Source organism: Actinorugispora endophytica, assembly GCF_004363075.1.
In the GTDB taxonomy this organism is placed as follows: Bacteria; Actinomycetota; Actinomycetes; order Streptosporangiales; family Streptosporangiaceae; genus Actinorugispora; species Actinorugispora endophytica.
The window spans coordinates 1-21,898 of the sequence record NZ_SNYN01000026.1 but is presented as its reverse complement, the minus strand read 5'-3'; the positions used below and the strand labels follow the sequence as shown (position 1 = coordinate 21,898).

Genomic DNA, 21,898 nt, shown 5'->3' with positions numbered 1-21,898 from the left:
GGACGCTCCAGGGTACGCCGCCGGCCGCTCCTCCCCGCCGGTCCCGGCCCTTCCGGGCTCTCGACCACGTCCGAGACCCCGGAAGGGCCAAGACCGGCGGGGAGGAGCGCTCCGCTAGCCCCGGTCCGGCTCCAGCAGGGCCTCCCGGGAGATGAGGGAGGTCGAGCCCGGGGCGGTGCAGGCGTGGGCGCCCGCCAACGCGCCCAGGCGGGCGCACTCCACCGGGTCCCGGCCGGCGAGCCTGCCGTAGAGGAAGCCGCTGACGAACGCGTCGCCCGCGCCGTTGGAGTCGACCACGGGCGCGGGCGGGACGGCCGCCGGGACGTGGACCGGGGAGCCGCCGTCCTCCCGGGTGAGCAGGGAGGAGCCCTCCGCCCCCGCCGTGGCGACCACCGTCTCCGCGCGGCCCTTCTCGAGGATCTCCCGCATCAGGGCGTGGACGTCCCCGCCCACGCCCGCCGCGCTGAGGAAGACGAGGTCGGAGCGCAGGGCGAACTCCCGGTGGTGGTCGGCCCGCCCGTCCCAGTCGTGCAGGTCGGTGGACACGGGGACGCCGAGGTCCTCGATGTCGTCGTAGAGGAAGCGCGCGAAGTCCATGATGGACAGGTGGACGTGGCGGGCGCTCCCCAACCAGGGCAGGTAGTGGTCCCGGGGCATCCGCAGCCCGGCCGGGTCGCGGGCGTCGTAGAAGGACATCCGGCGGCCGGCCGCGTCCACCAGGTTCACCGCGCGGCGGGTGCCCGCCGGGGAGGTCACCGGGGCGAACTCCACGTCCCCCTCGGCCATCCGCTCCCGCACCCGGGAGCCGGTCCAGTCGTCGCCGATGAAGTCGAGCAGGGCGGTCCTCAGCCCCAGCGCCCGGGTGCCGAGGGCCACGTTCCCCCCGGTGTGGCCGGGCCACTCCTCGATCGGGCCGACAGGGACCGAGTCGGCGAGCGGGACCGGCAGGGAGCCGACGCGGACGACGGTGTCCACCCCGCTGCCTCCGACCACCACGACGTCGTACTCCGTGTGCTGTGGGGCCACGGTCCCGCCTCCCTGCTCCTGTCGCGTACCGGACCGCACCCATGATCACACGGCGGGGCGGGCGGGGGGGCGGGAACCGGCCGGGTTCTCCGGGGAGGCTCCCGCCCCCGGGCTCACGCCTGCATCGACTCCAGGGTCTTCCCCTTCGTCTCCCTGATGTACCTGGCCACGAACAGGAAGGACAGCGCCGCGAAGGCCGTGTAGACCAGGTAGGTCAGCGGCAGGTTCCAGTCGCTCAGGGGCGGGAACGTGATGGTGATCAGCCAGTTCGCGATCCACTGGGTGGCCGTGGCCACCGCCATCGCGGCGGCGCGGACGCGCAGCGGGAACATCTCGCCCAGCAGCACCCACGTGACCACGCCCCAGGACAGGGCGAAGAACAGCACGAACGTGCTGGCCGAGACCAGCGCCACCAGAGCCCACCCCGATGACAGCTCGGCCTGGCCGTCCACGACGGTGGCGTGGCTGAACGCGAACGAGGTCACCCCCAGCGCCACGGCCATGCCCGCCGAGCCGACCAGCAGCAGCGGCTTGCGGCCGATCCGGTCCACCAGGGCGATCGCGACGAAGGTGCCGAGGATGTTGACGATCGAGGTGAACAGCGACAGCAGCAGCGAGTCGGTCTCGGCGATGCCCACCGACTGCCACAGCGAGGAGGAGTAGTAGAAGATCACGTTGATGCCGACCAGCTGCTGGAACGCGGACAGCGCCATGCCGACCCACACGATCCCCAGCAGCCCGTACCGGCCGCGCAGATCGCTCAGCCGGGGTTTGACCTCGGAGCCGAGCGCCTCGCGGATCTCGCGGACCCGCTGCTCCACGTCCTCGGAAGTGCCGCCCTCGACCTCCCGCAGCACCCGGCGGGCCCGGTCGATCCTGCCCACGCGCACCAGGTGGCGCGGGGACTCCGGGATCACCAGCGAGAGCAGGAAGTAGACGATCGCGGGCAGCACCTCCACCCCCAGCATCCACTGCCATGCCATGAGCGGACCGAGGTCCCCCATCCCGCTGCCTCCCGCGCCCGAGGCCAGCGCGTAGTTGACCAGCTGGGACATCGCGATGCCCAGGACGATCGCCAGCTGCTGGAGGGAGGCGAGCCGCCCGCGGAACGCGGGCGGGGACACCTCGGCGATGTAGGTGGGGGCGATCACCGAGGCGATGCCGATCGCCACGCCGCCCACCACCCGCCATCCCGCCAGGTCCCAGACGGTGAAGGGCAGCGCCGACCCGACGGCGCTGACGGCGAACAGGACGGCCGCGATCTGCATGACCCTGATCCGCCCCAGGCGGTCGGCCATGCCCCCCGCGAGCGCGGCGCCCAGCGCCGATCCCAGGAGCGCGGCCGCCACCGTGAACCCGGTGACGCTCGGACTCACCCGGAAGTGCTCCTCGATGGAGCTCACCGCGCCGTTGATGACGGCGCTGTCGTAGCCGAAGAGGAACCCGCCCATCGCGGCTGCCCCCGCGATCATCGCCACGTGGACGATGTTCAGGTCCTCCCCGCCTCCGGCCCCCGCCGCGTCGGACTTCGCCACCACCGCTCCTCGCCGGACCCGGACACCGCGCCCGGGTCCCATTCGTTCCGTTGTCGTCGGGCGCGGCCGTCCCTGCACCGGCGCGGCCGCGCGTTCGGCCTCTAGCCGGAAAAACCGGCGTTTACACGTGGAGCGCCCGCGCCAGTGGGTAGACGGTCTTGCGGTGACCGGTGGCGACACGGACGGAGAGCGCGGGATGGCGAACCTCTTGGAACTGCACGGACAGGCGATGACCGAATTCGACCGGCGGGTGCGCGCGGTGCGGCTCGACCAGTGGGCGCTGCCCACGCCGTGCGACCGGTGGGACGTGCACGACCTCGTCAACCACCTGGTGGCCGAGCAGCTGTGGGTCCCGCACCTGCTGGCGGGCGGCACCATCGAGGAGGCCGGGGGGCGCTTCGGGGGCGACCGGCTCGGCGAGGAGCCCCTGGCCACCTGGGAGATCGCGGCCAGGGAGGCGCGCACCGCCTGGCTGCACCCCGACTCCCTGGAGCGGACCGTGCACCTGTCCTACGGCGACACCCCGGCCGAGGCGTACCTGAGGGAGATGACCTTCGACCTGGCCGTGCACACGTGGGACCTGGCCCGCGCGGTCGGGGAGGACGAGAAGCTCCCGCCCGAACTCACCGAACCGGTCCTGGAGTGGGCGCTCGCCCGGAGGGACCTCTTCGGCTCGAGCCCGCTGTTCGGCGGGCCCGTTCCCGTCGCCGACGACGCGGACGCGCAGACCCGGCTGCTGGCCCTGTCCGGCCGACGGGTGTGAGGGCGTCCGGGACCGGGGGTTAGGACGGCCCGGCGCGGTTAGCGGATCCGCCGACAGGACCACCGGTTCTCTTGGAGGCGCTGATGACGCGATTCGGATACTTCCTGGCCGCCGAGGAGCACGGGCCCCGCGAACTCGTCCGCCAGGCCCGCATGGCCGAGGAGGCCGGGTTCGAGGCTCTGTGGATCTCCGACCACTACCATCCGTGGCTGGACGGGCAGGGGCACAGCCCGTTCGTCTGGTCGGTCGTCGGCGCGATCAGCGAGGCCGTGTCGCTGCCGGTCTCCACCGCCGTGACCTGCCCCATCATGCGGATCCACCCGGCGATCACGGCGCAGGCCGCCGCGACCGCCGCGACGCAGGTCAGGGGCGGGTTCACGCTCGGAGTGGGCACCGGAGAGGCGCTCAACGAGCACGTGGTGGGCGACCGCTGGCCGCCCGCCTCCGAGCGGCGGGACATGCTGGAGGAGTCCGTCGCGATCATGCGCGAGCTGTGGACGGGACGGCTGGTCACCCACGACGGCTCCTACTACCAGGTCGACAACGCGCGGCTGTACACGCTGCCCGAGGAACCGCCCCGGGTGTTCGTCTCGGCGTTCGGGGAGAAGGCCGCCCGCCTGGCGGGGCGGATCGGCGACGGCCTGGTGACCATGGGCCCCGATCCCGACACGATCGGGGTGTTCCGCGAGAGCGGCGGCGCGGGCAAGCCGGTCCAGGGCGGTCTGAAGGTCTGCTGGGGCCCCGACCGGGACGAGGCCCGGCGCTACGCCAGCGAGCAGTGGCCCAACGACGCGATCCCCGGGGAGGCCGCGCAGCTGCTGCCGCTGCCGCGGCACTTCGCCCAGCTCGCCGAGTTGATCACACCCGAGATGATCGGGGAGCGGATGCCGTGCGGCCCCGACCCGAACGAGCACCTCACCGCGATCTCGGAGTACGTCGAGGCGGGCATCGACGAGGTGTACGTCGGCCAGGTCGGCCGCGACCAGGACGGGTTCTTCGAGTTCTACGCCGCCGAGATCCTGCCCGCGGTGAAGAACGGCGGCTGAGGGGCCGTCCGGAGACCGGTCCGGCGTGGCACTGTCGCCGGACGGGTCCGGCGGCTAGCCTTTCGGTTATGGGCGATCCACCGGAGTTGCGCACCGAACGGCTGCTGATGCGGCGCTGGCGGGACGAGGACCGCGAACCGTTCGCGGTCCTGAACGCCGACCCCGAGGTGATGGAGTTCCTGGCGACCCGGAACCGCCAGGAGAGCGACGACATGATCGACCGCTTCGAGCTCTCCTTCGAGATCTACGGTTTCGGGTTGTGGGCGCTGGAGGCCCTGGACGGCGGCGGGTTCATCGGACTGGCCGGGCTGTCCAACGTCGCCTTCACCGCCCCGTTCACCCCCGAGGTGGAGGTGGGCTGGCGGCTGGCGCGCAAGGAGTGGGGCAAGGGGTACGCGACCGAGGCGGGCAGAGCCGCGCTGACGTTCGGGTTCACCCGGGCCGGCCTGGACGAGATCGTCGGCATAGCGCCCCACGGCAACCGGCGCCACCAGAGGGTCATGGAGCGGCTGGGCATGCACCGCGACCCCGCGGACGACTTCACGCACCCGGCGCTGCCCTCCGACGACCCGCTCGCCCCGCACATGCTGTACCGGCTGACCGACCGCGAGCACGCCGCTCGTTAGCGTAGCCTGCTGCGGGTGGGAGTGATCTTAGAAACCGCGAGCTGGGACGATCCGGTCGGCGTCAGGCTGCGCCGGGAGCAGGAGTCCGAGGCCGTCGAGTGCTGCGGCGCGGACCCCGCCCGCGATCCCGGTCCCCCGGCCGCGGACGTCGACCTCTTCCTCCTCGCCCGCGACGCGGAGACGGCCGTCGCGGTGGGGTGCGCGGGGCTGCGCAGGCTGGACGAGACCACCTACGAGGTCGAGCGCGTGTACGTCACGTCGGCCTGGCGCGGCCGCCGGATCGGCGAGGTGCTGCTGCGGGCGCTGGAGGAGGCCGCGGTCAGGCGCGGCGCGACCCGCATGCGCCTGGAGACCGGGTCGGGGCGGCCCGCGTCGGTACGGCTCTACGAGAGGTGCGGCTACCACCGGATCGAGCGGTTCGGCCACTACGCGGACCGCGAGCGGAGCGTCTGCTTCGAGCGGACCCTGACGGCCTCGGCGGCATGACGACACGTCCGGACCTCGTCTGGTACGTCGGCTACGGCGCGAACATGGCCGCGCGTCGGCTGGACCACTACATCGCGGGCGGCCGTCCGCCCGGCGGCACGCGCGTCAACCCCGGGTGCCGGGACGGCGCGCCGCCCCGCGCCCGACGCGCGGTGTGGATCCGGGGCGGGGTGTACTTCGCGCTGGCCTCGCCCATGTGGGGCGGCGGGCTGGCGGTGTACGACCCGGAGCTGCCCGGCGCCGCCCCCGCCCGCGCGTACCTGGTCACCGCGGCCCAGTTCGGCGACATCGCCGCGCAGGAGATGTACCGGGAACCGGGCGCCGACCTGGACCTGTCGACGGTCCTGCGCGAGGGCCGCCACCGGTTGGGCGAGGGCCGCTACGAGACGCTGGTGGGAATGGGGTCCCTTGACGGTCTCCCCATGCTGGGGTTCACCGCGCACTGGCCGATGTCGGCGGTCGCGCCGGTCCCGCCGAGCCCCGCCTACCTGGGCACGATCGGTCCGGGGCTGCGGGACGCCCACGGCTGGGAGGTCGGGCGGATCGCCGCCTACCTGGCCGAGCGCCCCGGCGCGCGCGGGACGTGGACGCCCTCGGCGATCGCCGTCCTGCTCGACGACGCGGAACGCCCGGCATGATCCCGGGCGGGCGGCGCGTGTTCGACGCGCACCTGCACATCGTCGACCCGCGCTTCCCGCTGGTGGCGAACGACGGCTAGGGAGTCGCCGGCGCGGGGGGTGAATTCGGGCACCGGTGGTTTTGTTGACGGTCGTGGGCTTTCTGCCCGTTTCGGGGTCGGGAAGGGCGGAAAGCCCACGACCGTCAACGGAACCCTCACGAAACGGACGTCGTGGGCGCGGCCCGGAAGCCCGGCACGCGTCCGCCCGTCCCGGTGGGGCGAGGGCCGCCGGAACCCCGAGAAGCGACACGGCCGACCGGTCCGTCGGCAGGGAGCGGGACCCCTTCCTTTTGTCTCAGAATTCAAGATTCAAGTTTTGTATTCTGAGACGAATTGTTACTGTCGGGCCATGACCTCGCAGATCTGGGACGCCGAGTTGTACGACACCCGCCACGCCTTCGTCGCCGGATACGGCGACGCGCTCATCGACCTGCTGGACGCCCGGCCCGGCGAGCGGGTCCTGGACGCCGGGTGCGGGACCGGGGACCACGTGGCGGCACTGGCCGGGGCCGGTGCCGACGCGGTCGGGGTGGACGCCAGCCCGGAGATGGTCGCGCGGGCCGCGGCCCGCTTCCCCGGGATCGACGTCTCGGTCGCCGACCTGCGCGAACTGCCGTTCCGCGAGGAGTTCGACGCCGTCCTCAGCAACGCCGTCCTGCACTGGGTACCCGAGGCGGACCGCGCCGCCGCCGGGCTCTTCGCCGCACTGCGCCCCGGGGGGCGGCTCGTGGCCGAACTCGGCGGGGCGGGCAACATCGCCGCCATCGACTCGGGGGCCGGGGCGCTGCGCGCCGGGCACGGACTGCCCGAGGCCGCCTCGCCCTGGTACTTCCCCTCGATCGCCCAGTACACGCGGGTTCTGGAGGACGCCGGGTTCGAGGTGCGCGCGGCGTGGCTGTTCGACCGGCCCACCGAGCTGACCGCCCCGGACGGCCTGGCCGACTGGGTGCGCATGTTCGGCGCGCACCTGCTGGCGGGGGTCGACGACCCCGGCGCCTTCCTGGCCGAACTCTCCGAGCGGCTGCGCCCGGTCCTGCACCGGGACGGCTCCTGGTGGGCGGGCTACCGGCGGCTGCGGGTGACGGCGGTCAAGCCCCGGCCGCAGGGCGCGGTCAGGAACGGGGCCTGAGCTGGCGGAGGGTGTAGCCGGCGCCCGACGGGTCCAGGGACCTGGTGGCCTGCTTGAAGAGGTACTCCGCCCGCGTGTAGGACAGGCGGCCGCGCCCCGTCTCGGGGCACAGGTCGGCCGCCGCCGGCATCCGGCCCGGGCCGGGCCTGCGGTCGGCGAGGAACAGCGGCCCCCGGGTCCGGTCCGCCACCAGCAGAGGGAGGAGCCGGGCGGTCTGGGAGCGCCACCCCACCCAGGTACCGCCCGCGCGGGCCCGGCGGTCGTCCAGGTCCAGGTCCTCGACGTTCAGGGACAGGACGGCGCCCACCCCGGCCGCCGACTCGTTCAGGAGCCGCCACAGGGTCCGTTCGCGCAGCGGCAGGTCGCGGCGGCTCCAGAGCGCCTCCAGCAGGGCCGGGTCGACCTCCCGCGTCGGGGCCCGCGTCTCGGCGCGCCGGTCGATCCCCGCCGCGAGGTGCTCCAGGGACGCCCAGGCGCCGAACGACCGGACGGCCGACCGGTGCCGGTTCCACGTCCTGGCCGCGACCCCCTCCCAGGACGCCGCGAACACCCCCGTCACCTGGTCGGCGGTCAGGGAGGCCAGTGGCGCCCGGTCCCCCAGGGACCGGCGGAGGCGCCGCAGGGTCTGGCCGTAGGAGCGGAGCGTCTCCGGGTCGAGGTCGTCCCGTCCCAGGAAGTCCCGGACGGCCTGCCCGAGGGTGGCCCCCCGCGCTCCGGTGGCGGCGATCCCGTCCGCGCGGCGGCGCAGGAAGGCCCGCTCGGCGGAGTTCCCGGTGAGGGACGCGGCCCGCTCGAACTCCAGCCGCGCCTCCTCGTGCCGTCCCGACCGCTCCAGGAGGTCGCCCCGCACCCCCGGAAGGAGGTGGTAGTCGCGCAGGGCGGGATCGGCGGCCAGGGCGTCGACCAGGGCGAGTCCCGCCCGTGGTCCGCGCGCCATCCCGATCGCCACGGCCCGGTTGAGCCGCACGATCGGCGTCGGCAGCAGCCGGACCAGCGCCTCGTACAGGGACGCGATCTGTTCCCAGTCGGTGTCCTCGGAGGTCCGCGCCCGCGCGTGGCAGGCGGCGATCGCCGCCTGCAGTACGTACGGGCCGGGCGGGCCGCCGGCCTCCCGGGCGCGCAGCATCGCGGTGAAGCCCCGGCGGACGAGCAGCTGGTCCCAGCGACCCCGGTTCTGCTCGTGCAGCTGGACGAGCTCGCCTCCGGGACCGGTCCGCGCGGCGGCGCGGGACGCGTGCAGCTCCATCAGCGCGACCAGCCCGTGCGCCTCGGCCTCGCGTGGCGCCAGCTCGGCCAGCAGCCGCCCCAGCCGCAGCGCCTCCAGGCAGAGCCCCGGCCGTGTCAGGTCGTCCCCGGACGTCGCCGAGTACCCCTCGTTGAAGACCAGGTAGACGACCTCGAGCACCGACGACAGGCGCTCGGCCAGCTCCGGGCCGTCCGGGAGGTCGAACGGGATCCGCTTCTCGGCCAGCGTCCGCTTCGCCCCGGCGACGAGCCGGGCGACCCCCGGCTCGTCGGTGAGGAACGCCCGCGCGATCTCCCCGGTCGTCAGACCGCAGACCAGGCGGAGCGTCAGCGCGATCCGGGCCCGGGTCTCCAGCACCGGGTGGCAGGTGACGAACATCAGCCGAAGGACGTCGTCCGGAGCGGACTCCTCCTCCTGCCCGCGCTCCAGGTCGTGGGCGAGCTGCTCGTGCTTGCGCTCCAGGCGCCGGGACCGCCGGACGTGGTCGACGGCGCGGCGCTTGGCGACGGCCGTCAGCCAGGCGCCGGGGTTGTTCGGGACGCCCGATTCCGGCCACTGCTCCAGCGCGGCGACGAGCGCGTCCTGGGCGATCTCCTCGGCGAGGCCCACGTCGCGCACCATTCGGGTGAGTCCGGCGATGATCCTGGCCGACTCGAGTTTCCAGACCGCGTCGACCGTACGGTGGGTGTCCGTCACGGGCACGATGACAGCACCGCCCGGGGCCGCGCGCAACCCGGGGCGGTGCCGCCGACGGGATCAGGAGCCGAAGACCTGCTGGAGCACGCTCTCGCCGTCGCCGACGATCCTGCGGAAGCGGCGGGCCACCTCGAGCGCCTCCTCCCGGGAGCGGACCTCGACCAGCGCGAAGCCCGCCACGGCCTCCTTGGCCTCGGCGAACGGCCCGTCCGTCACCGTGATCTCCTCGCCGGAGGACGTCACGCGGACCCCGCCCGGTTCGAGGCCGCCGGTGGCCAGCAGGACGCCCGACGCGGTCAGCTCCTCGACGAACCTGCCCATCTCGGCGTACAGGGTCTCGTCGGGCTCGGAGCCGGAGGCATTGGTGGTCATCAGGTAGCGCATGGGTTCCTCTCCTCTGTCTCGGTGTGCTCGGCTACGCGTCGAACGAGCGCATGTGGCAGGGAACGCGGGCATTCCCTGCCACATCGCCGGGACGACGTGGGGGTGAGCACCGAAGCACCCGACAGAGAGGACACCGGCCATGACCGCCGTCCAGATCCCCGCCGCCACCGCGTCCCGCGCCCCGGCCGCCACCCGCTCCCTGCTGGCCTGCGCCGCCGTGGCGGGCCCCCTGTGGACGGTCGTCTCCCTGGCCCAGGCCGCCACCCGCGAGGGCTTCGACCTGACCCACCACCCGCTGAGCGCGCTGAGCAACGGCTCCCTGGGCTGGCTGCAGATCGCCAACTTCCTGGTCGCCGGGGCCCTGACCGTCGCCGGGTCGGTCGGCCTGCGCCGGGCCCTGGGCGGCTCCCCCGGCGGCACGTGGGCGCCGCGACTTGTCCTGGTCAACGGCATCGGCATGATGGCCGCAGGAGTATTCGTGATGGACCCGGCCAACGGCTTCCCCGTCGGCACCCCCTACGGGATGCCCGAGGCGCTCACCTGGCACAGCTACGGGCACATGGCCGCCGGGTCGGTCGCCTTCACCGCCCTGATCGCCGCCTGCTACGTCCTGGGCCGCCACTTCGGCCGCGCCGGGGACCGCGGCCGCGCCGCCGCCTCCCGCGTCGCCGGGACCGCCCTGCTGGTCGGCAACGGCTGGGCGATGACCGGCGGTGCGGCCGGTTCCCTGACCCTGGCCGTCGGCGCCGTCACCGCCATGCTGTGGGTGTCCTGGGTCGCCGCCCGATACCGCCGCGACGCCTGAGCCACCGGGCGGAACCCCCGCCGGGAAGGCGAACGCGACGGCCGGGCCCCGCGACGGGGCCCGGCCGCGCGCCCTCAGCCCTCGGTGTCGGCCGGGTAGACCACGCCCAGGCGGTCGCGGACCTCGTCCAGGACGCGCATGACGCGCAGGCTCTCGTCCCACGGCATAAGCGGGCTCTGGAGCTCGCCCGCCGCGACGCACCGGGCCACCTCCTCGGCCTCGTGCTCGTAGCCGTTGGCGCGGTGCGGGAAGGCGAACGCCTCGGGCTCGCGGCCGTCGCGGTACAGGACGAAGTCGGTGGGACACCACCAGCGGTCCAGTTCGATCCGCCCGCGCGTCCCGGCCAGGGCGACCCGGTTGGGCAGCGGCGCGTCCAGCGAGCAGGACAGCAGCCCCGTCGTGCCCTTGTCGCCCTCGACGATCACGGCGCTCTGCGCGTCCACCACCCCGTTGGGGGCCAGGCGGCCGGTCGCGCCCACGACGGTCAGCTCGCCGAGGAAGTGCGAGGCCAGCGCCACCGGGTACACGCCCAGGTCGAGGAGCGCCCCGCCGCCCAGTTCGGGCGCCCACATGCGGCTCCGGGGGTCGTAGGGGACCGCGTTGCCGAAGTCGGCGTTGAGCAGCCGGAGCTCGCCGATCGCGCCGTCGGCCAGGAGTCGGTCGATCTCGCGGGCCGCGGGGGCGAACCGGGTCCACATGGCCTCCATGAGGAAGCGCTCGTTGCGCCGGGCCGCGTCGATCATCGAGGCGGCCTCGCGGGTGTTCATGGCCAGCGGCTTCTCGCACAGCACGTGCTTGCCGGCCTCCAGGCACGCGAGGGCGCCCTCGACGTGGGCGGGATGCGGGGTCGCGACGTAGACGACGTCCACCTCGGGGTCCCCGGCCAGGCCCTGGAGGCTGCCGTGCCGGTTGGGGATGCCCCAGGCGTCGGCGAAGCGGGCGGCCGAGGCGTCGCTGCGCGAGCCGACCGCCGTGACGCGCGCGCCCTCGACCGCGCCCAGCCCCTTGAGGAAGGCGCCCGCGATCCCGCCGGTCCCCAGCACGCCCCACCGCGGTCCACCGATGTCAGTTGTCATGGCCGACACTTTACTGAAGCGGTTAAGTTCGGTCTACGTCCCTCCTCTCCCCCGGAGGGGGCCTTCGGGGCGGTGGCGACGGCGGGCGGGGCCGGAGGTCCGCGCGTCCCCGCCGGGAGTCCGTGGCGCGGCGGTTCAGGGGCCGGTTCCGACCCGCTCGGGATGATCAGGGGCTTTCCGCCCTTCCACTCCCCGGAACAGGAAGAAAGCTCAAGACCGTCGGGTTCCAGCACTGGGGCGGCGTGGCCACGGCCCGGCCGGTGCCGGGGGAAGGCCGCCACTGGACACCTGGAATGTCGGGGATGCCCTACAGCGCGCGGTGGCGTTCGACGGCCGCCATGGCGTCGTAGGGGCTGCCGAAGGTCTCGGTGCCTACTTGGGGAAGGTCGACGAGGTCCTCACCCGAGGGGCGGACCCGCACGTAAGCCTCGACCATGCCGGGGTGGTTGACCGAGGCGCGCCACTTGCCGGGCCAGACGTCGCTGAGAACAACCTCGCCGATCAGGACGCCGGCGGCGCGGTCGACCACCAGAAAGCAGTCGGGCCTGTCGGGGTCCGTCACAAGTTCCGGTTTTCCCACACTGCCGCCCTTTCCCACTGCGGTTGCCGTGGCCGCCCCCCACCGGTGGCCAGAAGCACTCCGACCTGTTCCTCCGAGAAGGGAACACGCTACATACCCGAAGAGCCTCTGCGACAGGGCGGTGACCGCGTCCGGCCAGGGCGCGGCTCCGCCGGGGCGCGCCGAGGCCATCCGCTCACGCCCCTGACATGGGACCGCCCCGGGGCCCGCGGTCAGTCGGTCAGCACCCCCGGGCGGCCGTCCTCGACGAGGAGGCTCGCCCGGGTGGACACGGGCGCGTCCGGCCGCGTCACATAGGGGAGCACCCGGAAGTCGGTCTCCCACCGCCGGGGGGTGACCGTGCAGCGCACGTAGCCGCGCTGCTCGTTCACGAACCTCAGGTGCGGGTTGGCCGCCAGCATCTCCTCCCCCTGGGGGCCCAGGTCCTGGCCGTCCCGGCTGCTGCTGATCGAGGTCCCCACGAACTCGGTGCCCACCGTCGCCGAGTCGGGGTCGGTGTAGTCGGCCTTGAGGTCGGCGGCGTAGTTCTGGTGCCGGTCGCCGGTGAGGACCACCAGGTTGCGCACCCCCTCCCGCACGGCCGCGGCGAGCACCTCGTCGCGCTCGGCCACGTACCCGTCCCAGGCGTCCATCCACACCCGCGTGTCCGGCCCGGAGTCCACGTCGGTCTGCAGCATCGGCATCTGGTTGCCCAGCACGTGCCAGCGCGCCGGGGAGTTGGCGAAGCCCTCCACCAGCCAGTCGCGCTGGGCCTCCCCCAGGACGGAGCGGCCGGGGGCGAACCGGTCCTCGCAGGTGGCGGTGAGGCCGTCGCCGCACGCCTGGTCGTCGCGGTACTGGCGGGTGTCGAGCATGGTGAAGTCCGCGAGTCGCCCCCAGGGAAGCCTGCGGTGCAGGCTCATGTTCGGGCCGATCGGCATGGAGTCGCGGCGCAACGGGAGGTTCTCGTAGTACGCCTGGAACGCGGCCGCCCGGCGGCGCAGGAACCGCTCGGGGGTGACACCCGCGTCCTGGGAGAACTCCCCCGCCCAGTTGTTGTCCACCTCGTGGTCGTCGGGGGTCACGATCCAGGGGAACCGCTCGTGCGCGGCCCGCAGGTCCGGATCCGTCTTGTAGAGCGAGTACCTGCTCCGGTACTGCTCGAGCGTCACGGTCTCGGCCTTGAGGTGGTCGGGGACCTCCACCTGGCGGATCCCGCCGTTGGCGGGGTTCTCGTAGATGTAGTCGCCCAGGTGCAGCACGACCGCCAGGTCCTCGTCGGCAAGGTGGCGGTAGGCGGTGTAGTGGCCGTCGTTCCAGTTCTGGCAGGAGACGAAGCCGAACTCGAGCCGGGAGGGCAGGCTTCCGGGCGGCGGGGCGGTGCGGGTGCGCCCCACCGGGCTGATCTCGCCCAGCGCGCCGAAGCGGTAGAAGTACTCGCGGTCGGGCCGCAGCCCGGACACCTCCGGATGCACCGAGTGCGCGAGTTCGGGCGAGGCCGTGGCGCTTCCCTCGCGCACCACGCGGCGGAAGTCCTCGTCGGTGGCGACCTGGTAGTAGACGGTGACCTCGCGGTCGTCCATGCCGCCCCGGCCGTCGGGGGCGAGCGGTTCGGGGGCCAGCCGGGTCCACAGCACCACGCCGTTGTGGCGTGGTTCACCGGAGGCGACGCCGAGGGCGAAGGGGTAGCCGGAGACGGTGTTCCCGGCCCGGGCCGGTTCGGCGGAGAACAGGCCGGTACCCAGCGCGACGGCCGCGGCCGAGGCCGTGCCGATCCCGAGGAACCGGCGGCGGGTCGGCGAGGGGCGTGAGGAGGTGGAGCGGGCCATCTAACCCTCCGTTGCACGGGATGGGGGCAGGTTCACCTCCGCATGCTCTGGGGGACGGCTGTCGATGACCCAAGCCCTCGCCCGCTTTTGAGTGAACCTTTGGTTACTGTTCGCAACCACTTGGGTCTGCTCCGAGAACGCCCTCCGGCCTGTCGGCGGCCTACCCGTCGCCCGCTCCGGGCCGTCCCGCGTTCGCCGGTCCGCGGGGGCAGGGACCCGTGGTGTGCGGGCCCCGGCGTGGCCGCCGGTCCCGTGGAAGGCCCTCCCACGCCCCTGCCCCTCGGAGGCGGGGCATCCTGGTCACATGACTGCTTCGATCCCCGTGCCCCCCGGCCCACACGCCACCGCCCGCGACCCGGAAGCCGGCTGAGCGGATGAGGGGAAAGACGACCGGCGGCGTCACGATCGGCCAGGCGGCGGCCTTCGCCGACGTGACGATCAAGACCGTGCGGCACTATCACCGGCTCGGCCTGCTCCGGGAGCCCGAGCGGGACGGCTCCGGCTACCGGCGCTACGGGTCGGCCGATCTGCTGCGACTGGTCCAGGTCCGCACCCTGGCCAAGGCCGGTGTGCCGCTGGCCGGGATCGGCGACCTGCTCGACGCCTCCCCCGAGCGGTTCGCCGCGGCCCTCGACGACGTCCACCGTCAGCTCACCGACCGGATCGAGGAACTGACCGCACGCCGCGACACGCTCGACCGGCTCGCCCACGGCGACCGGTTCCTGCTGCCCGACCGGGCCTGCGCGTTCCTGGACCGGCTCCCCGGCCTCGGCTTCGGCCCCGACTACGTCGCCATCCAGCGCGAGGGCCTGGTGTTGACCCGGGCGCTGGTTCCGGAGCTCTTCGACAGCCTGCTGGCCCGGTTCGAACAGTGGTTCGGCGACCCCGAGTACGTCGAGCTGATCAAGTTCGGGTGGGAGGCGGCTTCCTGGGAGCCGGACGACCCGCGCATCGATGACCTGGCGTCCGCGCTGGCCGACAAGCTGCTGGCCGACCGCGCGCTGCTGACGCCGCCGACCGGGTTCCGGAACCGGCCCGACGCCGTCCTGCGGTACGGCATGGTCAACCAGCACGGGATGGAGCAGGCGCCGGCCGTCATCCGGTTGGACACGCTGGTCGAGGCGAACCTGCGCGCGGCGGGCGTCGACATCCCGCACTAGAGAGTCTCCGACTCGGGGGTGAATTCGGGCACCGGTGGTTTTGTTGACGGTCGTGGGCTTTCTGCCCGTTTCGGGGCCGGGAAGGGCGGAAAGCCCAAGATCATTCCGGGTGGGGGCGGAACCGCCCTCGAATGTCCGGTGATCTTGCTGTTTCCCCCCGAAGTCAAGGTTCTCGGGGGGAAACAGCAAGATCACCAACGGAAACCACGCGAAACGGACGTCGTGGGCGCGGCCCCGACCCGCCCCCGCCGTCGCCGCCCGCCGTCACCTCGCGATCCGCGTGGCACGAGGCCGAACGACCCACCCGAAGCACCCGCGCCCGGATCACCCCCGCGACGGAGCCCCATAGTGACGACCGAACCGGCTCGACCCTTCAGCTCACGGCCTGCCCTCGCAGAACACCGCCTTGATGAGGCCCTCCAGCACCTGCGGGAACTCCGCCACCGGGTCCATCTCGGCGTCCCCGGTGGTCAGCGAGGCGGTCAGGGTCCTCCTGCCGTCGGGCGTGCTGATCATCAGCGTCCCGTAGCCGCCCGGGGAGCCGCCGTTGTGGTGGACGATGGTGCCGCCGCCGCAGTCCGAGCCCAGTTCCTGGACGAACAGGCCCAGGCCGTAGCCGATCGTGGGGTCCGGCGTGAGCATCTCGGCCAGTAGCGGGGCCGGCAGGAGCCCTCCGCCCAGCAGGGTGGAGAAGAACATGTGGAGGTCCCGGGTGGTCGAGATCATCTCGCCGGCGCCGTGCAGCAGGGAGGGGTTCTGGCGGGTGACGTCGACCACCTTCCACTCGCCGGCGTCCTCATATCGGTAGTAGCCGTGGGCGTGTGGCCCGGGGATCTCCAGGCGGGCGCCCGGGACCACCGTGTCGCGCAGGCCGAGCGGCTCCAGGATCCGCCGCCGCATCTCCTCGCCGTAGGGGCGGCCGGTGAGCTCCCCGACCAGCAGCGCGGCCAGCACGTAGTTGGTGTTGGAGTAGGAGAAGGCCGTCCCCGGCTCGAACCGCGCCGGCTTGGACAGCGCGAACTCCACGAGCTCCTCCGGCCGGTAGGCGCGCAGCCGGGTGTCCACCCACTCCTTGCCCCACGCGGGCAGCCCCTGCCCGTGCACTCCGTCGGGGCCGGGCTCGCCGGTGAAGTTGTGCACCCCGCTGGTGTGCTGCAGGAGCATGCGCACCGTGACCCGACGGTCCAGACCGAACCGCGTCAGGTGGCCGGCCACCGTGTCGTCCAGCCCGATCCGGCCCTCGGCCACCAGTTGCAGCACCAGGGTCGCGACAAAGGTCTTGGTGGTGCTGGCCACCCGGAACAGCCCGTTCCTGTGCGGTTCCGCGGTCTCGCCCAGCTTGCGCACCCCGGCACTGCCGACCCACTCGCCCCGCTCATCGTGCACGCGCATCTGCGCTCCGGCGAAACCGGTGTCGACGACCGCCTGGATGGCTTCCCGCAGCTCCGGGCGGTCCCGCCCGTCGGCGGCGTCGGGTTCGGCCCTGCTGCCCGCGGCCGCCGCGGACAGCAGCGTGGCCGCCGCTGACGGGCGCGGGGAGACCCGCGACGCCTGGCCGTTGTCGTCGATGGTGTGGAGGGAGTCACCCATGGTCGTTCCCTGTCTTGCGATACGCGGATGTCGGGCACGGCGCGAAAACCGGGCGGAAGGCCCCGGTGACCGTCGGCCCCTTCGAGGCGGCCGTGCGGCAAGCTTTCACCTTGACCTCAGGTCAAGGTCAATCCCTGCCGCGATCACCGACCGGTCGGCTCCGCCCTCCGCTCCGCGTCCCGTCCGGCCCCCGCCGCCGGAGAGGGAACCACCGACCCTTTCCGCGCGGCCCCGGCCCGCCCCGGGGGCGGGCAGCGGGACCCGGGTCAGGCGCTGTCGGCTGGCGGGGCGCCCCCTTCGGCGAGGGCGGACCGGAAGACGCCGAAGTTCCCGGTCATCCACAAGGCCGTCAGCTTCACCTTGGCGATGCGCCAACCGCTCGGGGTCCGGGTGAATCGGTTCGTGTAGTACCCGTACACCGTCTGGTCGCTGTCGCCCAGGCTGTTCGGCAGGTGGTGGCTCGCCCGCACATAGGCCGCACACGTGGCGTGGTCGTCCCCGTCGAAGGTGATCACGTGGTTCGTGATCATGTGCTGTGTGGCCTTGAAGGATTCCATCCGTGGCGCGGTACCCGCGACCCACTCGTCGGCCGTCATGCGCATGACCGGTTGGCCGAAGCCCTCGCTGAAGTCGATCTCGACGTCGTCGGTGAAGCAGGTGCGGAAAAGCCTCCAGTCACGGGAATCGGTTCCCGTGGCGTAGCGGAGCTGGACGTCGCTGATCTCGGTTCGGTCCAGCAGCCGCCTGAGTTCGGTGTCGTGCGGTCGCGTTTCGTGTGGTCGTGTCAACTGGCATTCCTTAGGCAGAAAGAGGGGTCTTCAGTGGAAAAGCCACTCCGGTGAGTTCTTCGGACGCCTCCCACAGCCGGCGCGCGGCGTCGGCGTCACGCGCCCTCGCCGTGCGCCGGACCAGCTTCGGTGCGCCTCGGAGCCCCATGAGGTGACGAGGGCCGGCGTAGCTGTCGCCGGGAACGTCCGCCGTGGCGGCGTAGAGCGTCGGCAGGGCGCCGTGTTCCGCGCTCTGCGTGAACAAACCGATCAGCGCCTGGCTCGCCCGCAAACCCAGGCTCTGTCCTTCGGGCCTCATCAGGTTGGTGGCCGAGATCCCGGGATGCGCGGCCGTCGAGATCACCGAAGAACCGGTTCTTTCGAGTCGCCGTTGGAGTTCCGAGGCGAACAGAAGGTTGGCGAGCTTGGACTGCCCGTAAGCGGGATAGTCCCGGTAGGGCTTTCGCTCCCAGTTGAGGTCGGCGAAGTCGATCGAGCCGATCAGGTGCGCGAGCGAGGCCACCGTGACGACCCTCTCCCGGATCTGCGGCAGGAGCAGGTTGGTGAGCGCGAAATGGCCGAGGTGGTTGGTCCCGAACTGCAGCTCGAAACCGTCGGCGGTGCGGGACATCGGCGGGAGTGACAGGCCGGCGTTGTTGACGAGCAGGTCGATGGGCTCGGTGAGCTGCTGCGCGAACGTCCGGATCGAGGACAGGTCGGCGAGATCGAGCTCGCGGACCTCGACGTCACCGGTCATCGTCGCGGCGGCGGCGCGGCCCTTTTCGAGGTCGCGGACGGCGAGCAGGACCCGCGCGCCCCGTTCGGCGAGGACGCGGGCGGTGACGCGCCCGATCCCGCTGTTCGCGCCGGTGACGACAACGGTGCGATCAGCCATGGAAGGGACGTCTGCGACGGAGAATGCTGGCATGCCCTCGAATGTAGCCATTGGAAACAATGATGTCAATGCAAACATTGTGTACCGGGGTGTGTTTCCTGGATCGGTTCGGGGTGGCGAGCGGCCGTCCGGGGCGGGGCTCGCAAGCCGATTCGCGACGTTCGTCCCGGTCTGGCCGTTCGAGTGAATCGGTGCGGCGAGCATCGTCCTGGCGGGCGCGAGCCCCGGAATGGTCCAGGAGACACGTCCTAGGATGGCGGGCGTGACCGAACCCGCTGGGCAGCGCCCCTACCACCACGGCAACCTCCGCAGCGCGATCCTCGAGGCGGCCGCGCGCCATCTGCGCGAGCATGGAGCGGACCAGCTCTCACTCCGGGACCTGGCCAGGGAGATCGGTGTGAGTCACGCCGCGCCGCGACGGCACTTCACCGACCGCCAGGCACTCCTCGACGCTCTGGCCGAGACGGGCTTCGTCCAGTTGGGCGGCGCGCTGCGCACCTCACTGGCGGAAGCGGGGGACTCGTTCGCCGCGCGGGTGCACAACGCCGTGTCGGCCTTCGCTCATTTCGCCACCGAGAACGCCGCGTTGCTCGAGCTGATGAACTCCGGCAAGCACCGACCGGGAGCGACGCGGATCGTCGACGCGGCCGAGGCGGCCTTCGGGCAGATGGTCGAGCTGATCAAGGAGGGACAGGAGCACGGCGTGCTCGAACGCGGTGACACCGAGCGCATCGGGATCATTCTGTACGCGACCGTGCAAGGTATCACGACGATGGTCAACGGCGGCATGGTCGACGCGGAGAAGCTCGACGAGCTGGTCGAGGCCGCGGTCGAGCATTTCCTGCGGGGCGCCCGCCCACGCGTCCGGTAGTCGCTCGCGGACCCGGCCCACGCCAAAGCGGGGGCGAGGCCGTCCGGCGGGAGCCCGCGGATCAGCCCGCGATTCCGCTGCGGTAGGCCCACGCGGCGATCTCGACCCGGTCGCGGGCCCGCAGCGTCGCCCTGGTACCGCGCACCGGCGGGGGCCGCTTCTCCCGCCCGCTGGACCGCCTCGCGATCGTCTCCCACCTCCTCATGGGCGCGGCCCTGTGGCTTCTCGCCCTGCGCGTCGGCGAACGGGGACCGGTTCCTCCGACGCTGTGGGTCTGCGGCGGCGGCCTGCTCGCCATGGCCGCGGTCCTCGGCGCCCACCGCTGGCGGCACGCCCCCTGGGTCCGGGACGGGCGGGCGGGCGGGCGGGGCGGCGCTGGCCCGTCTTCGTCCCGTCGGCGCCCCTGGCGGTCTCACTGCTGTGCCCGGAGGTGCCGGTCCTGGTCCGTCTGCCCTGACCCGCGCTCACCCCGCGGCGGCGCGCTCCTCCCGCAGCAGGTCGGCCTTCGCGTCGGCGCCGAAGATGTACTGGCCGAGCGTGCCGTCCGAGCGCGTGACCCGGTGGCAGGGGATGACCAGCGGAACCGGGTTGGTGGCCAGCGCCGTGCCCACGGCGCGCACCGCGCGGGGGCGGCCGACCAGGTCGGCGACCCACGCGTAGGGGCGCACCTGCCCTCGCGGGATGGTGCGCGCGGCGCGCAGCACGTCGGCCTGGAAGCCGGTGAGCCCTCTCAGGTCCACCGCGACCTCCGGGGCCGCCGTACCGCCTCCGAGCAGGGCGGGCGCCAGGCCGTCCGGCGGGGAGTCCGCGCGCAGCAGGGGACGGCCGAAGCGGCGCCGGAACTCCTCGGCCACCCCGGGGCCGTCCCGGCGCACGTAGGCGACGCCCCGGTCGGTGAAGGCGACGAACACCGCCCCGACGGGGCTGTCGGCGCGCACCCAGCGGGCCGCGATCCGGTCGAGCAGGCGGGGCGGGGCGTCGTCGGCCAGACCGGCCAGCCCCTCGATGAGCGGGTCGGGTCGGGGATCACGGTTCATCGGAAACCTCCCTGGTCGAGACCTGCCGCGAGTGCGCGCAGGCGGCTGAGGCCGCGGGAGACGTGGGACTTGGCCGTGCCCTCCGCGACGCCGAGCGCCTCGGCGATCTCGCCGATGGACAGCCCGCCGACGTGTCGCAGCACGACCGCCTCCCGCTGGTTCTCCGGCAGCCGCCGCAGCAGTGCGGCCAGCTCGCCGCTGGTCTCCTGCCGCTCCACGGCCTGCTCCACGCTCTCCGCCGCGTCCGGGGGGTCGGCGGCGTCGTCGAGCGGGTCGGGCGGCGGTCGGCGCGCCACCGCGCGCAGGTGGTTGCGCCACACGTTCATCAGGATCGTCATGATCCAGGCCCGCGTCCGCAGGGCCGCGCGACGCTCCTCACCGTATCCGGACGCGGCCCGGTAGGCGCGCAGGAACGCCTCGGCTGCGAGGTCCTCGGCGTCGCCGCGGGCGCCGCTGAGCCGCAGCGCCGCGGAGAACACCAGGCCCCGGTGCTGGTCGTACAGCTCCACGAACCACTGGTCGACGTCCTCGATGACTCTCACGCCCTTCTACAACCCCGGACACCCCCGAACGGTTGCACCCGGGACCGGGCGCAACCGAACCGGCGGGACGGTGTTCTTCCCTTTCGCAGGACACCAGTCGAACCGGAACGAGGAGAGACACAGATGGACCTTCAACTGGACGGCCGCACCGCCGTCGTCACGGGAGCGTCGAAGGGGATCGGCCTGGCGGTCGTCCGCACCCTGCTGGAGGAGGGCGCGCGCGTCCTGGCCGTCTCCCGGACCAGCGGCCCGGAACTGGACGCGCTCGCGGGACCGGACCTGGTGCACGCCGCCGAGGACCTCACGGACCCGCAGGCCCCGGCCCGCGCCGTCGCCCGCGCGGTCGAAGTCTTCGGCGGCGTGGACATCCTGGTCAACAACGCCGGAGGACCGCCGCCCGGGGTTGCGCTGCCCCGCTTCGGGTTCCTCACCCCCGGGGACCGCGACTGGGTCGAGATGTTCGACTTCAACCTGTTCTCGGCGGTGCGCGCCGCCCGGGCGGCGATCCCCGTGATGCTGGAGCGGGGCGGGGGCTCCGTCGTCAACGTCTCCTCGGGCAACGCCCGCCGGCCCGCGCCGATGAACGTCGACTACAACGCCGCGAAGGCGGCGCTGAGCAACGTCTCCAAGGCGCTGTCGGAGGAGTTCGGGCCGCGGGGTGTCCGGGTGAACACGGTCTCCCCCGGTCCGGTGCGCACCCCCTGGTGGACCGACGAGGGCGGCGCCGCCGACATCCTCGCCGCCCAGACCGGCGCCGACCGGCAGGCGGTGCTGGACAAGGTCGCGCCGGAGATGATGGGCCTCACCACCGGCCGCCTGGTCGACCCCCAGGAGGTCGCCGACGTGGTGGTGCTGCTGGCGTCCCCCCGTTCGGGGAGCACCACCGGCACCGACGTCGTCGTCGACGGAGGCTTCCTCAAGCAGGTCTAGGAAAGCTCCGGCGCGGGGGTAATTGGGGCTCTGTCGGAGCAGGGTTTACTCGGGACCTGTTACGGCAGGCAGCGACGGCGGGTGTCGGTCGGGGCCGCGCCCATGCTGTCCGTTGCGTGAGGGTTCCGTTGACGGTCGTGGGGGGTGGGGGCCGCCCCCCCCCCCCACCGCCCCCAACCCCCCCACCCGCCAAAAAAACAACCGGGGCCCAAAAACCCCCC

General features: G+C 73.0%; 23 protein-coding genes. 10 read left to right on the top strand and 13 right to left on the bottom strand.

What is annotated here, in order from left to right; genetic code table 11:
* Nucleotides 1-114: 114 nt before the first annotated feature.
* Both EV190_RS20475 and EV190_RS20470 read right to left on the bottom strand, forming a co-directional pair.
* Nucleotides 115-1,026: a carbohydrate kinase family protein gene (locus EV190_RS20475; protein ID WP_208113264.1), complete on the bottom strand. Its 912-nt coding sequence runs from the start codon at nucleotides 1,024-1,026 to the stop codon at nucleotides 115-117.
* A gap of 113 nt (nucleotides 1,027-1,139) precedes the next feature.
* Nucleotides 1,140-2,603, bottom strand: a complete 1,464-nt coding sequence (locus tag EV190_RS20470) for a sugar porter family MFS transporter (protein WP_133743226.1) — start codon at nucleotides 2,601-2,603, stop codon at nucleotides 1,140-1,142.
* Between the two features lie 154 nt (nucleotides 2,604-2,757).
* On the opposite strand from EV190_RS20470, the gene EV190_RS20465 reads away from it, so the two are divergent.
* The 6 genes from EV190_RS20465 (at nucleotide 2,758) to EV190_RS20440 (ending at nucleotide 7,290) form a co-directional block, all read left to right on the top strand.
* Complete coding sequence (locus EV190_RS20465) at nucleotides 2,758-3,324, top strand: TIGR03086 family metal-binding protein (protein ID WP_133743225.1); 567 nt, start codon at nucleotides 2,758-2,760, stop codon at nucleotides 3,322-3,324.
* A gap of 83 nt (nucleotides 3,325-3,407) precedes the next feature.
* The gene (locus tag EV190_RS20460) at nucleotides 3,408-4,370 is read left to right on the top strand and encodes a TIGR03557 family F420-dependent LLM class oxidoreductase (RefSeq protein WP_133743224.1); all 963 of its coding nucleotides are present in this window, start codon (nucleotides 3,408-3,410) and stop codon (nucleotides 4,368-4,370) included.
* A gap of 68 nt (nucleotides 4,371-4,438) precedes the next feature.
* Complete coding sequence (locus tag EV190_RS20455) at nucleotides 4,439-4,996, top strand: GNAT family N-acetyltransferase (RefSeq protein ID WP_133743223.1); 558 nt, start codon at nucleotides 4,439-4,441, stop codon at nucleotides 4,994-4,996.
* Between the two features lie 15 nt (nucleotides 4,997-5,011).
* Entirely contained in the window at nucleotides 5,012-5,482 is a 471-nt protein-coding gene (locus EV190_RS20450; protein ID WP_133743222.1) for a GNAT family N-acetyltransferase, read from the top strand.
* Nucleotides 5,479-6,120, top strand: coding sequence for a histone deacetylase (locus EV190_RS20445; protein WP_133743221.1), 642 nt, complete (start codon nucleotides 5,479-5,481; stop codon nucleotides 6,118-6,120). Before EV190_RS20450 ends, EV190_RS20445 begins: the two co-directional genes overlap by 4 nt.
* Before the next feature lie 390 nt (nucleotides 6,121-6,510).
* Nucleotides 6,511-7,290, top strand: a complete 780-nt coding sequence (locus EV190_RS20440; RefSeq protein ID WP_133743220.1) for a class I SAM-dependent methyltransferase — start codon at nucleotides 6,511-6,513, stop codon at nucleotides 7,288-7,290.
* On the opposite strand, the gene EV190_RS20435 is transcribed toward EV190_RS20440, so the two are convergent.
* The gene (locus tag EV190_RS20435) at nucleotides 7,274-9,232 is read right to left on the bottom strand and encodes a DUF6596 domain-containing protein (protein ID WP_133743219.1); all 1,959 of its coding nucleotides are present in this window, start codon (nucleotides 9,230-9,232) and stop codon (nucleotides 7,274-7,276) included. The two genes, EV190_RS20440 and EV190_RS20435, sit on opposite strands and share 17 nt — an antisense overlap.
* 60 nt (nucleotides 9,233-9,292) lie before the next feature.
* The gene (locus tag EV190_RS20430; RefSeq protein ID WP_133743218.1) at nucleotides 9,293-9,616 is read right to left on the bottom strand and encodes a YciI family protein; all 324 of its coding nucleotides are present in this window, start codon (nucleotides 9,614-9,616) and stop codon (nucleotides 9,293-9,295) included.
* Between the two features lie 139 nt (nucleotides 9,617-9,755).
* Here EV190_RS20430 and EV190_RS20425 point away from each other — a divergent pair, with 139 nt between their 5' ends.
* A complete protein-coding gene (locus EV190_RS20425) occupies nucleotides 9,756-10,421 on the top strand; it encodes a DUF998 domain-containing protein (protein ID WP_133743217.1) in 666 nt (221 codons plus the stop codon).
* 74 nt (nucleotides 10,422-10,495) lie between these two features.
* Here EV190_RS20425 and EV190_RS20420 read toward each other — a convergent pair whose 3' ends face one another.
* From EV190_RS20420 to EV190_RS20410, 3 genes are all read right to left on the bottom strand, one after another.
* Nucleotides 10,496-11,497, bottom strand: coding sequence for a Gfo/Idh/MocA family protein (locus EV190_RS20420; RefSeq protein ID WP_133743216.1), 1,002 nt, complete (start codon nucleotides 11,495-11,497; stop codon nucleotides 10,496-10,498).
* 307 nt (nucleotides 11,498-11,804) lie between these two features.
* Complete coding sequence (locus tag EV190_RS20415; RefSeq protein WP_133743215.1) at nucleotides 11,805-12,059, bottom strand: hypothetical protein; 255 nt, start codon at nucleotides 12,057-12,059, stop codon at nucleotides 11,805-11,807.
* A 230-nt stretch (nucleotides 12,060-12,289) separates the two neighbouring features.
* Nucleotides 12,290-13,885 (bottom strand): alkaline phosphatase D family protein, encoded by a 1,596-nt coding sequence (locus tag EV190_RS20410; RefSeq protein WP_133743214.1) that lies wholly within the window; start codon nucleotides 13,883-13,885, stop codon nucleotides 12,290-12,292.
* 374 nt (nucleotides 13,886-14,259) lie between these two features.
* On the opposite strand from EV190_RS20410, the gene EV190_RS20405 reads away from it, so the two are divergent.
* A complete protein-coding gene (locus EV190_RS20405; protein ID WP_133743213.1) occupies nucleotides 14,260-15,045 on the top strand; it encodes a MerR family transcriptional regulator in 786 nt (261 codons plus the stop codon).
* A gap of 378 nt (nucleotides 15,046-15,423) precedes the next feature.
* Here the strand turns inward: EV190_RS20405 and EV190_RS20400 are convergent, their stop codons facing one another.
* From EV190_RS20400 to EV190_RS20390, 3 genes are all read right to left on the bottom strand, one after another.
* Nucleotides 15,424-16,635, bottom strand: a complete 1,212-nt coding sequence (locus tag EV190_RS20400; RefSeq protein WP_133743212.1) for a serine hydrolase domain-containing protein — start codon at nucleotides 16,633-16,635, stop codon at nucleotides 15,424-15,426.
* Nucleotides 16,636-16,901: 266 nt separating this feature from the next.
* Nucleotides 16,902-17,423: a nuclear transport factor 2 family protein gene (locus tag EV190_RS20395; protein ID WP_133743211.1), complete on the bottom strand. Its 522-nt coding sequence runs from the start codon at nucleotides 17,421-17,423 to the stop codon at nucleotides 16,902-16,904.
* A gap of 10 nt (nucleotides 17,424-17,433) precedes the next feature.
* Nucleotides 17,434-18,348, bottom strand: a complete 915-nt coding sequence (locus EV190_RS20390; RefSeq protein ID WP_279536629.1) for an oxidoreductase — start codon at nucleotides 18,346-18,348, stop codon at nucleotides 17,434-17,436.
* 202 nt (nucleotides 18,349-18,550) lie between these two features.
* Between EV190_RS20390 and EV190_RS20385 the strand changes: the two genes are divergently transcribed.
* Nucleotides 18,551-19,168, top strand: coding sequence for a TetR/AcrR family transcriptional regulator (locus EV190_RS20385; protein WP_133743210.1), 618 nt, complete (start codon nucleotides 18,551-18,553; stop codon nucleotides 19,166-19,168).
* 61 nt (nucleotides 19,169-19,229) lie between these two features.
* Here EV190_RS20385 and EV190_RS23560 read toward each other — a convergent pair whose 3' ends face one another.
* The 3 genes from EV190_RS23560 to EV190_RS20375 form a co-directional block, all read right to left on the bottom strand.
* Nucleotides 19,230-19,373: a hypothetical protein gene (locus EV190_RS23560; RefSeq protein ID WP_166655517.1), complete on the bottom strand. Its 144-nt coding sequence runs from the start codon at nucleotides 19,371-19,373 to the stop codon at nucleotides 19,230-19,232.
* A 259-nt stretch (nucleotides 19,374-19,632) separates the two neighbouring features.
* The gene (locus tag EV190_RS20380; protein ID WP_133743209.1) at nucleotides 19,633-20,205 is read right to left on the bottom strand and encodes a methylated-DNA--[protein]-cysteine S-methyltransferase; all 573 of its coding nucleotides are present in this window, start codon (nucleotides 20,203-20,205) and stop codon (nucleotides 19,633-19,635) included.
* Complete coding sequence (locus EV190_RS20375) at nucleotides 20,202-20,747, bottom strand: RNA polymerase sigma factor (protein ID WP_133743208.1); 546 nt, start codon at nucleotides 20,745-20,747, stop codon at nucleotides 20,202-20,204. Before EV190_RS20375 ends, EV190_RS20380 begins: the two co-directional genes overlap by 4 nt.
* 123 nt (nucleotides 20,748-20,870) lie before the next feature.
* Between EV190_RS20375 and EV190_RS20370 the strand changes: the two genes are divergently transcribed.
* A complete protein-coding gene (locus EV190_RS20370) occupies nucleotides 20,871-21,677 on the top strand; it encodes an SDR family oxidoreductase (RefSeq protein ID WP_133743207.1) in 807 nt (268 codons plus the stop codon).
* Nucleotides 21,678-21,898 lie beyond the last annotated feature (221 nt).

Excerpts from the sequence above, each read along its gene's own strand:
- EV190_RS20470 (WP_133743226.1), bottom strand. The coding sequence starts at position 2,603 with ATGGGACCCGGGCGCGGTGTCCGGGTCCGGCGAGGAGCGGTGGTGGCG.
- EV190_RS20465 (WP_133743225.1), top strand. The coding sequence starts at position 2,758 with ATGGCGAACCTCTTGGAACTGCACGGACAGGCGATGACCGAATTCGAC.
- EV190_RS20460 (WP_133743224.1), top strand. The coding sequence starts at position 3,408 with ATGACGCGATTCGGATACTTCCTGGCCGCCGAGGAGCACGGGCCCCGC.
- EV190_RS20455 (WP_133743223.1), top strand. The coding sequence starts at position 4,439 with ATGGGCGATCCACCGGAGTTGCGCACCGAACGGCTGCTGATGCGGCGC.
- EV190_RS20445 (WP_133743221.1), top strand. The coding sequence starts at position 5,479 with ATGACGACACGTCCGGACCTCGTCTGGTACGTCGGCTACGGCGCGAAC.
- EV190_RS20440 (WP_133743220.1), top strand. The coding sequence starts at position 6,511 with ATGACCTCGCAGATCTGGGACGCCGAGTTGTACGACACCCGCCACGCC.
- EV190_RS20430 (WP_133743218.1), bottom strand. The coding sequence starts at position 9,616 with ATGCGCTACCTGATGACCACCAATGCCTCCGGCTCCGAGCCCGACGAG.
- EV190_RS20425 (WP_133743217.1), top strand. The coding sequence starts at position 9,756 with ATGACCGCCGTCCAGATCCCCGCCGCCACCGCGTCCCGCGCCCCGGCC.
- EV190_RS20420 (WP_133743216.1), bottom strand. The coding sequence starts at position 11,497 with ATGACAACTGACATCGGTGGACCGCGGTGGGGCGTGCTGGGGACCGGC.
- EV190_RS20410 (WP_133743214.1), bottom strand. The coding sequence starts at position 13,885 with ATGGCCCGCTCCACCTCCTCACGCCCCTCGCCGACCCGCCGCCGGTTC.
- EV190_RS20405 (WP_133743213.1), top strand. The coding sequence starts at position 14,260 with ATGAGGGGAAAGACGACCGGCGGCGTCACGATCGGCCAGGCGGCGGCC.
- EV190_RS20400 (WP_133743212.1), bottom strand. The coding sequence starts at position 16,635 with ATGGGTGACTCCCTCCACACCATCGACGACAACGGCCAGGCGTCGCGG.
- EV190_RS20390 (WP_279536629.1), bottom strand. The coding sequence starts at position 18,348 with ATGGCTACATTCGAGGGCATGCCAGCATTCTCCGTCGCAGACGTCCCT.
- EV190_RS20385 (WP_133743210.1), top strand. The coding sequence starts at position 18,551 with ATGGCGGGCGTGACCGAACCCGCTGGGCAGCGCCCCTACCACCACGGC.
- EV190_RS23560 (WP_166655517.1), bottom strand. The coding sequence starts at position 19,373 with ATGAGGAGGTGGGAGACGATCGCGAGGCGGTCCAGCGGGCGGGAGAAG.
- EV190_RS20380 (WP_133743209.1), bottom strand. The coding sequence starts at position 20,205 with ATGAACCGTGATCCCCGACCCGACCCGCTCATCGAGGGGCTGGCCGGT.
- EV190_RS20370 (WP_133743207.1), top strand. The coding sequence starts at position 20,871 with ATGGACCTTCAACTGGACGGCCGCACCGCCGTCGTCACGGGAGCGTCG.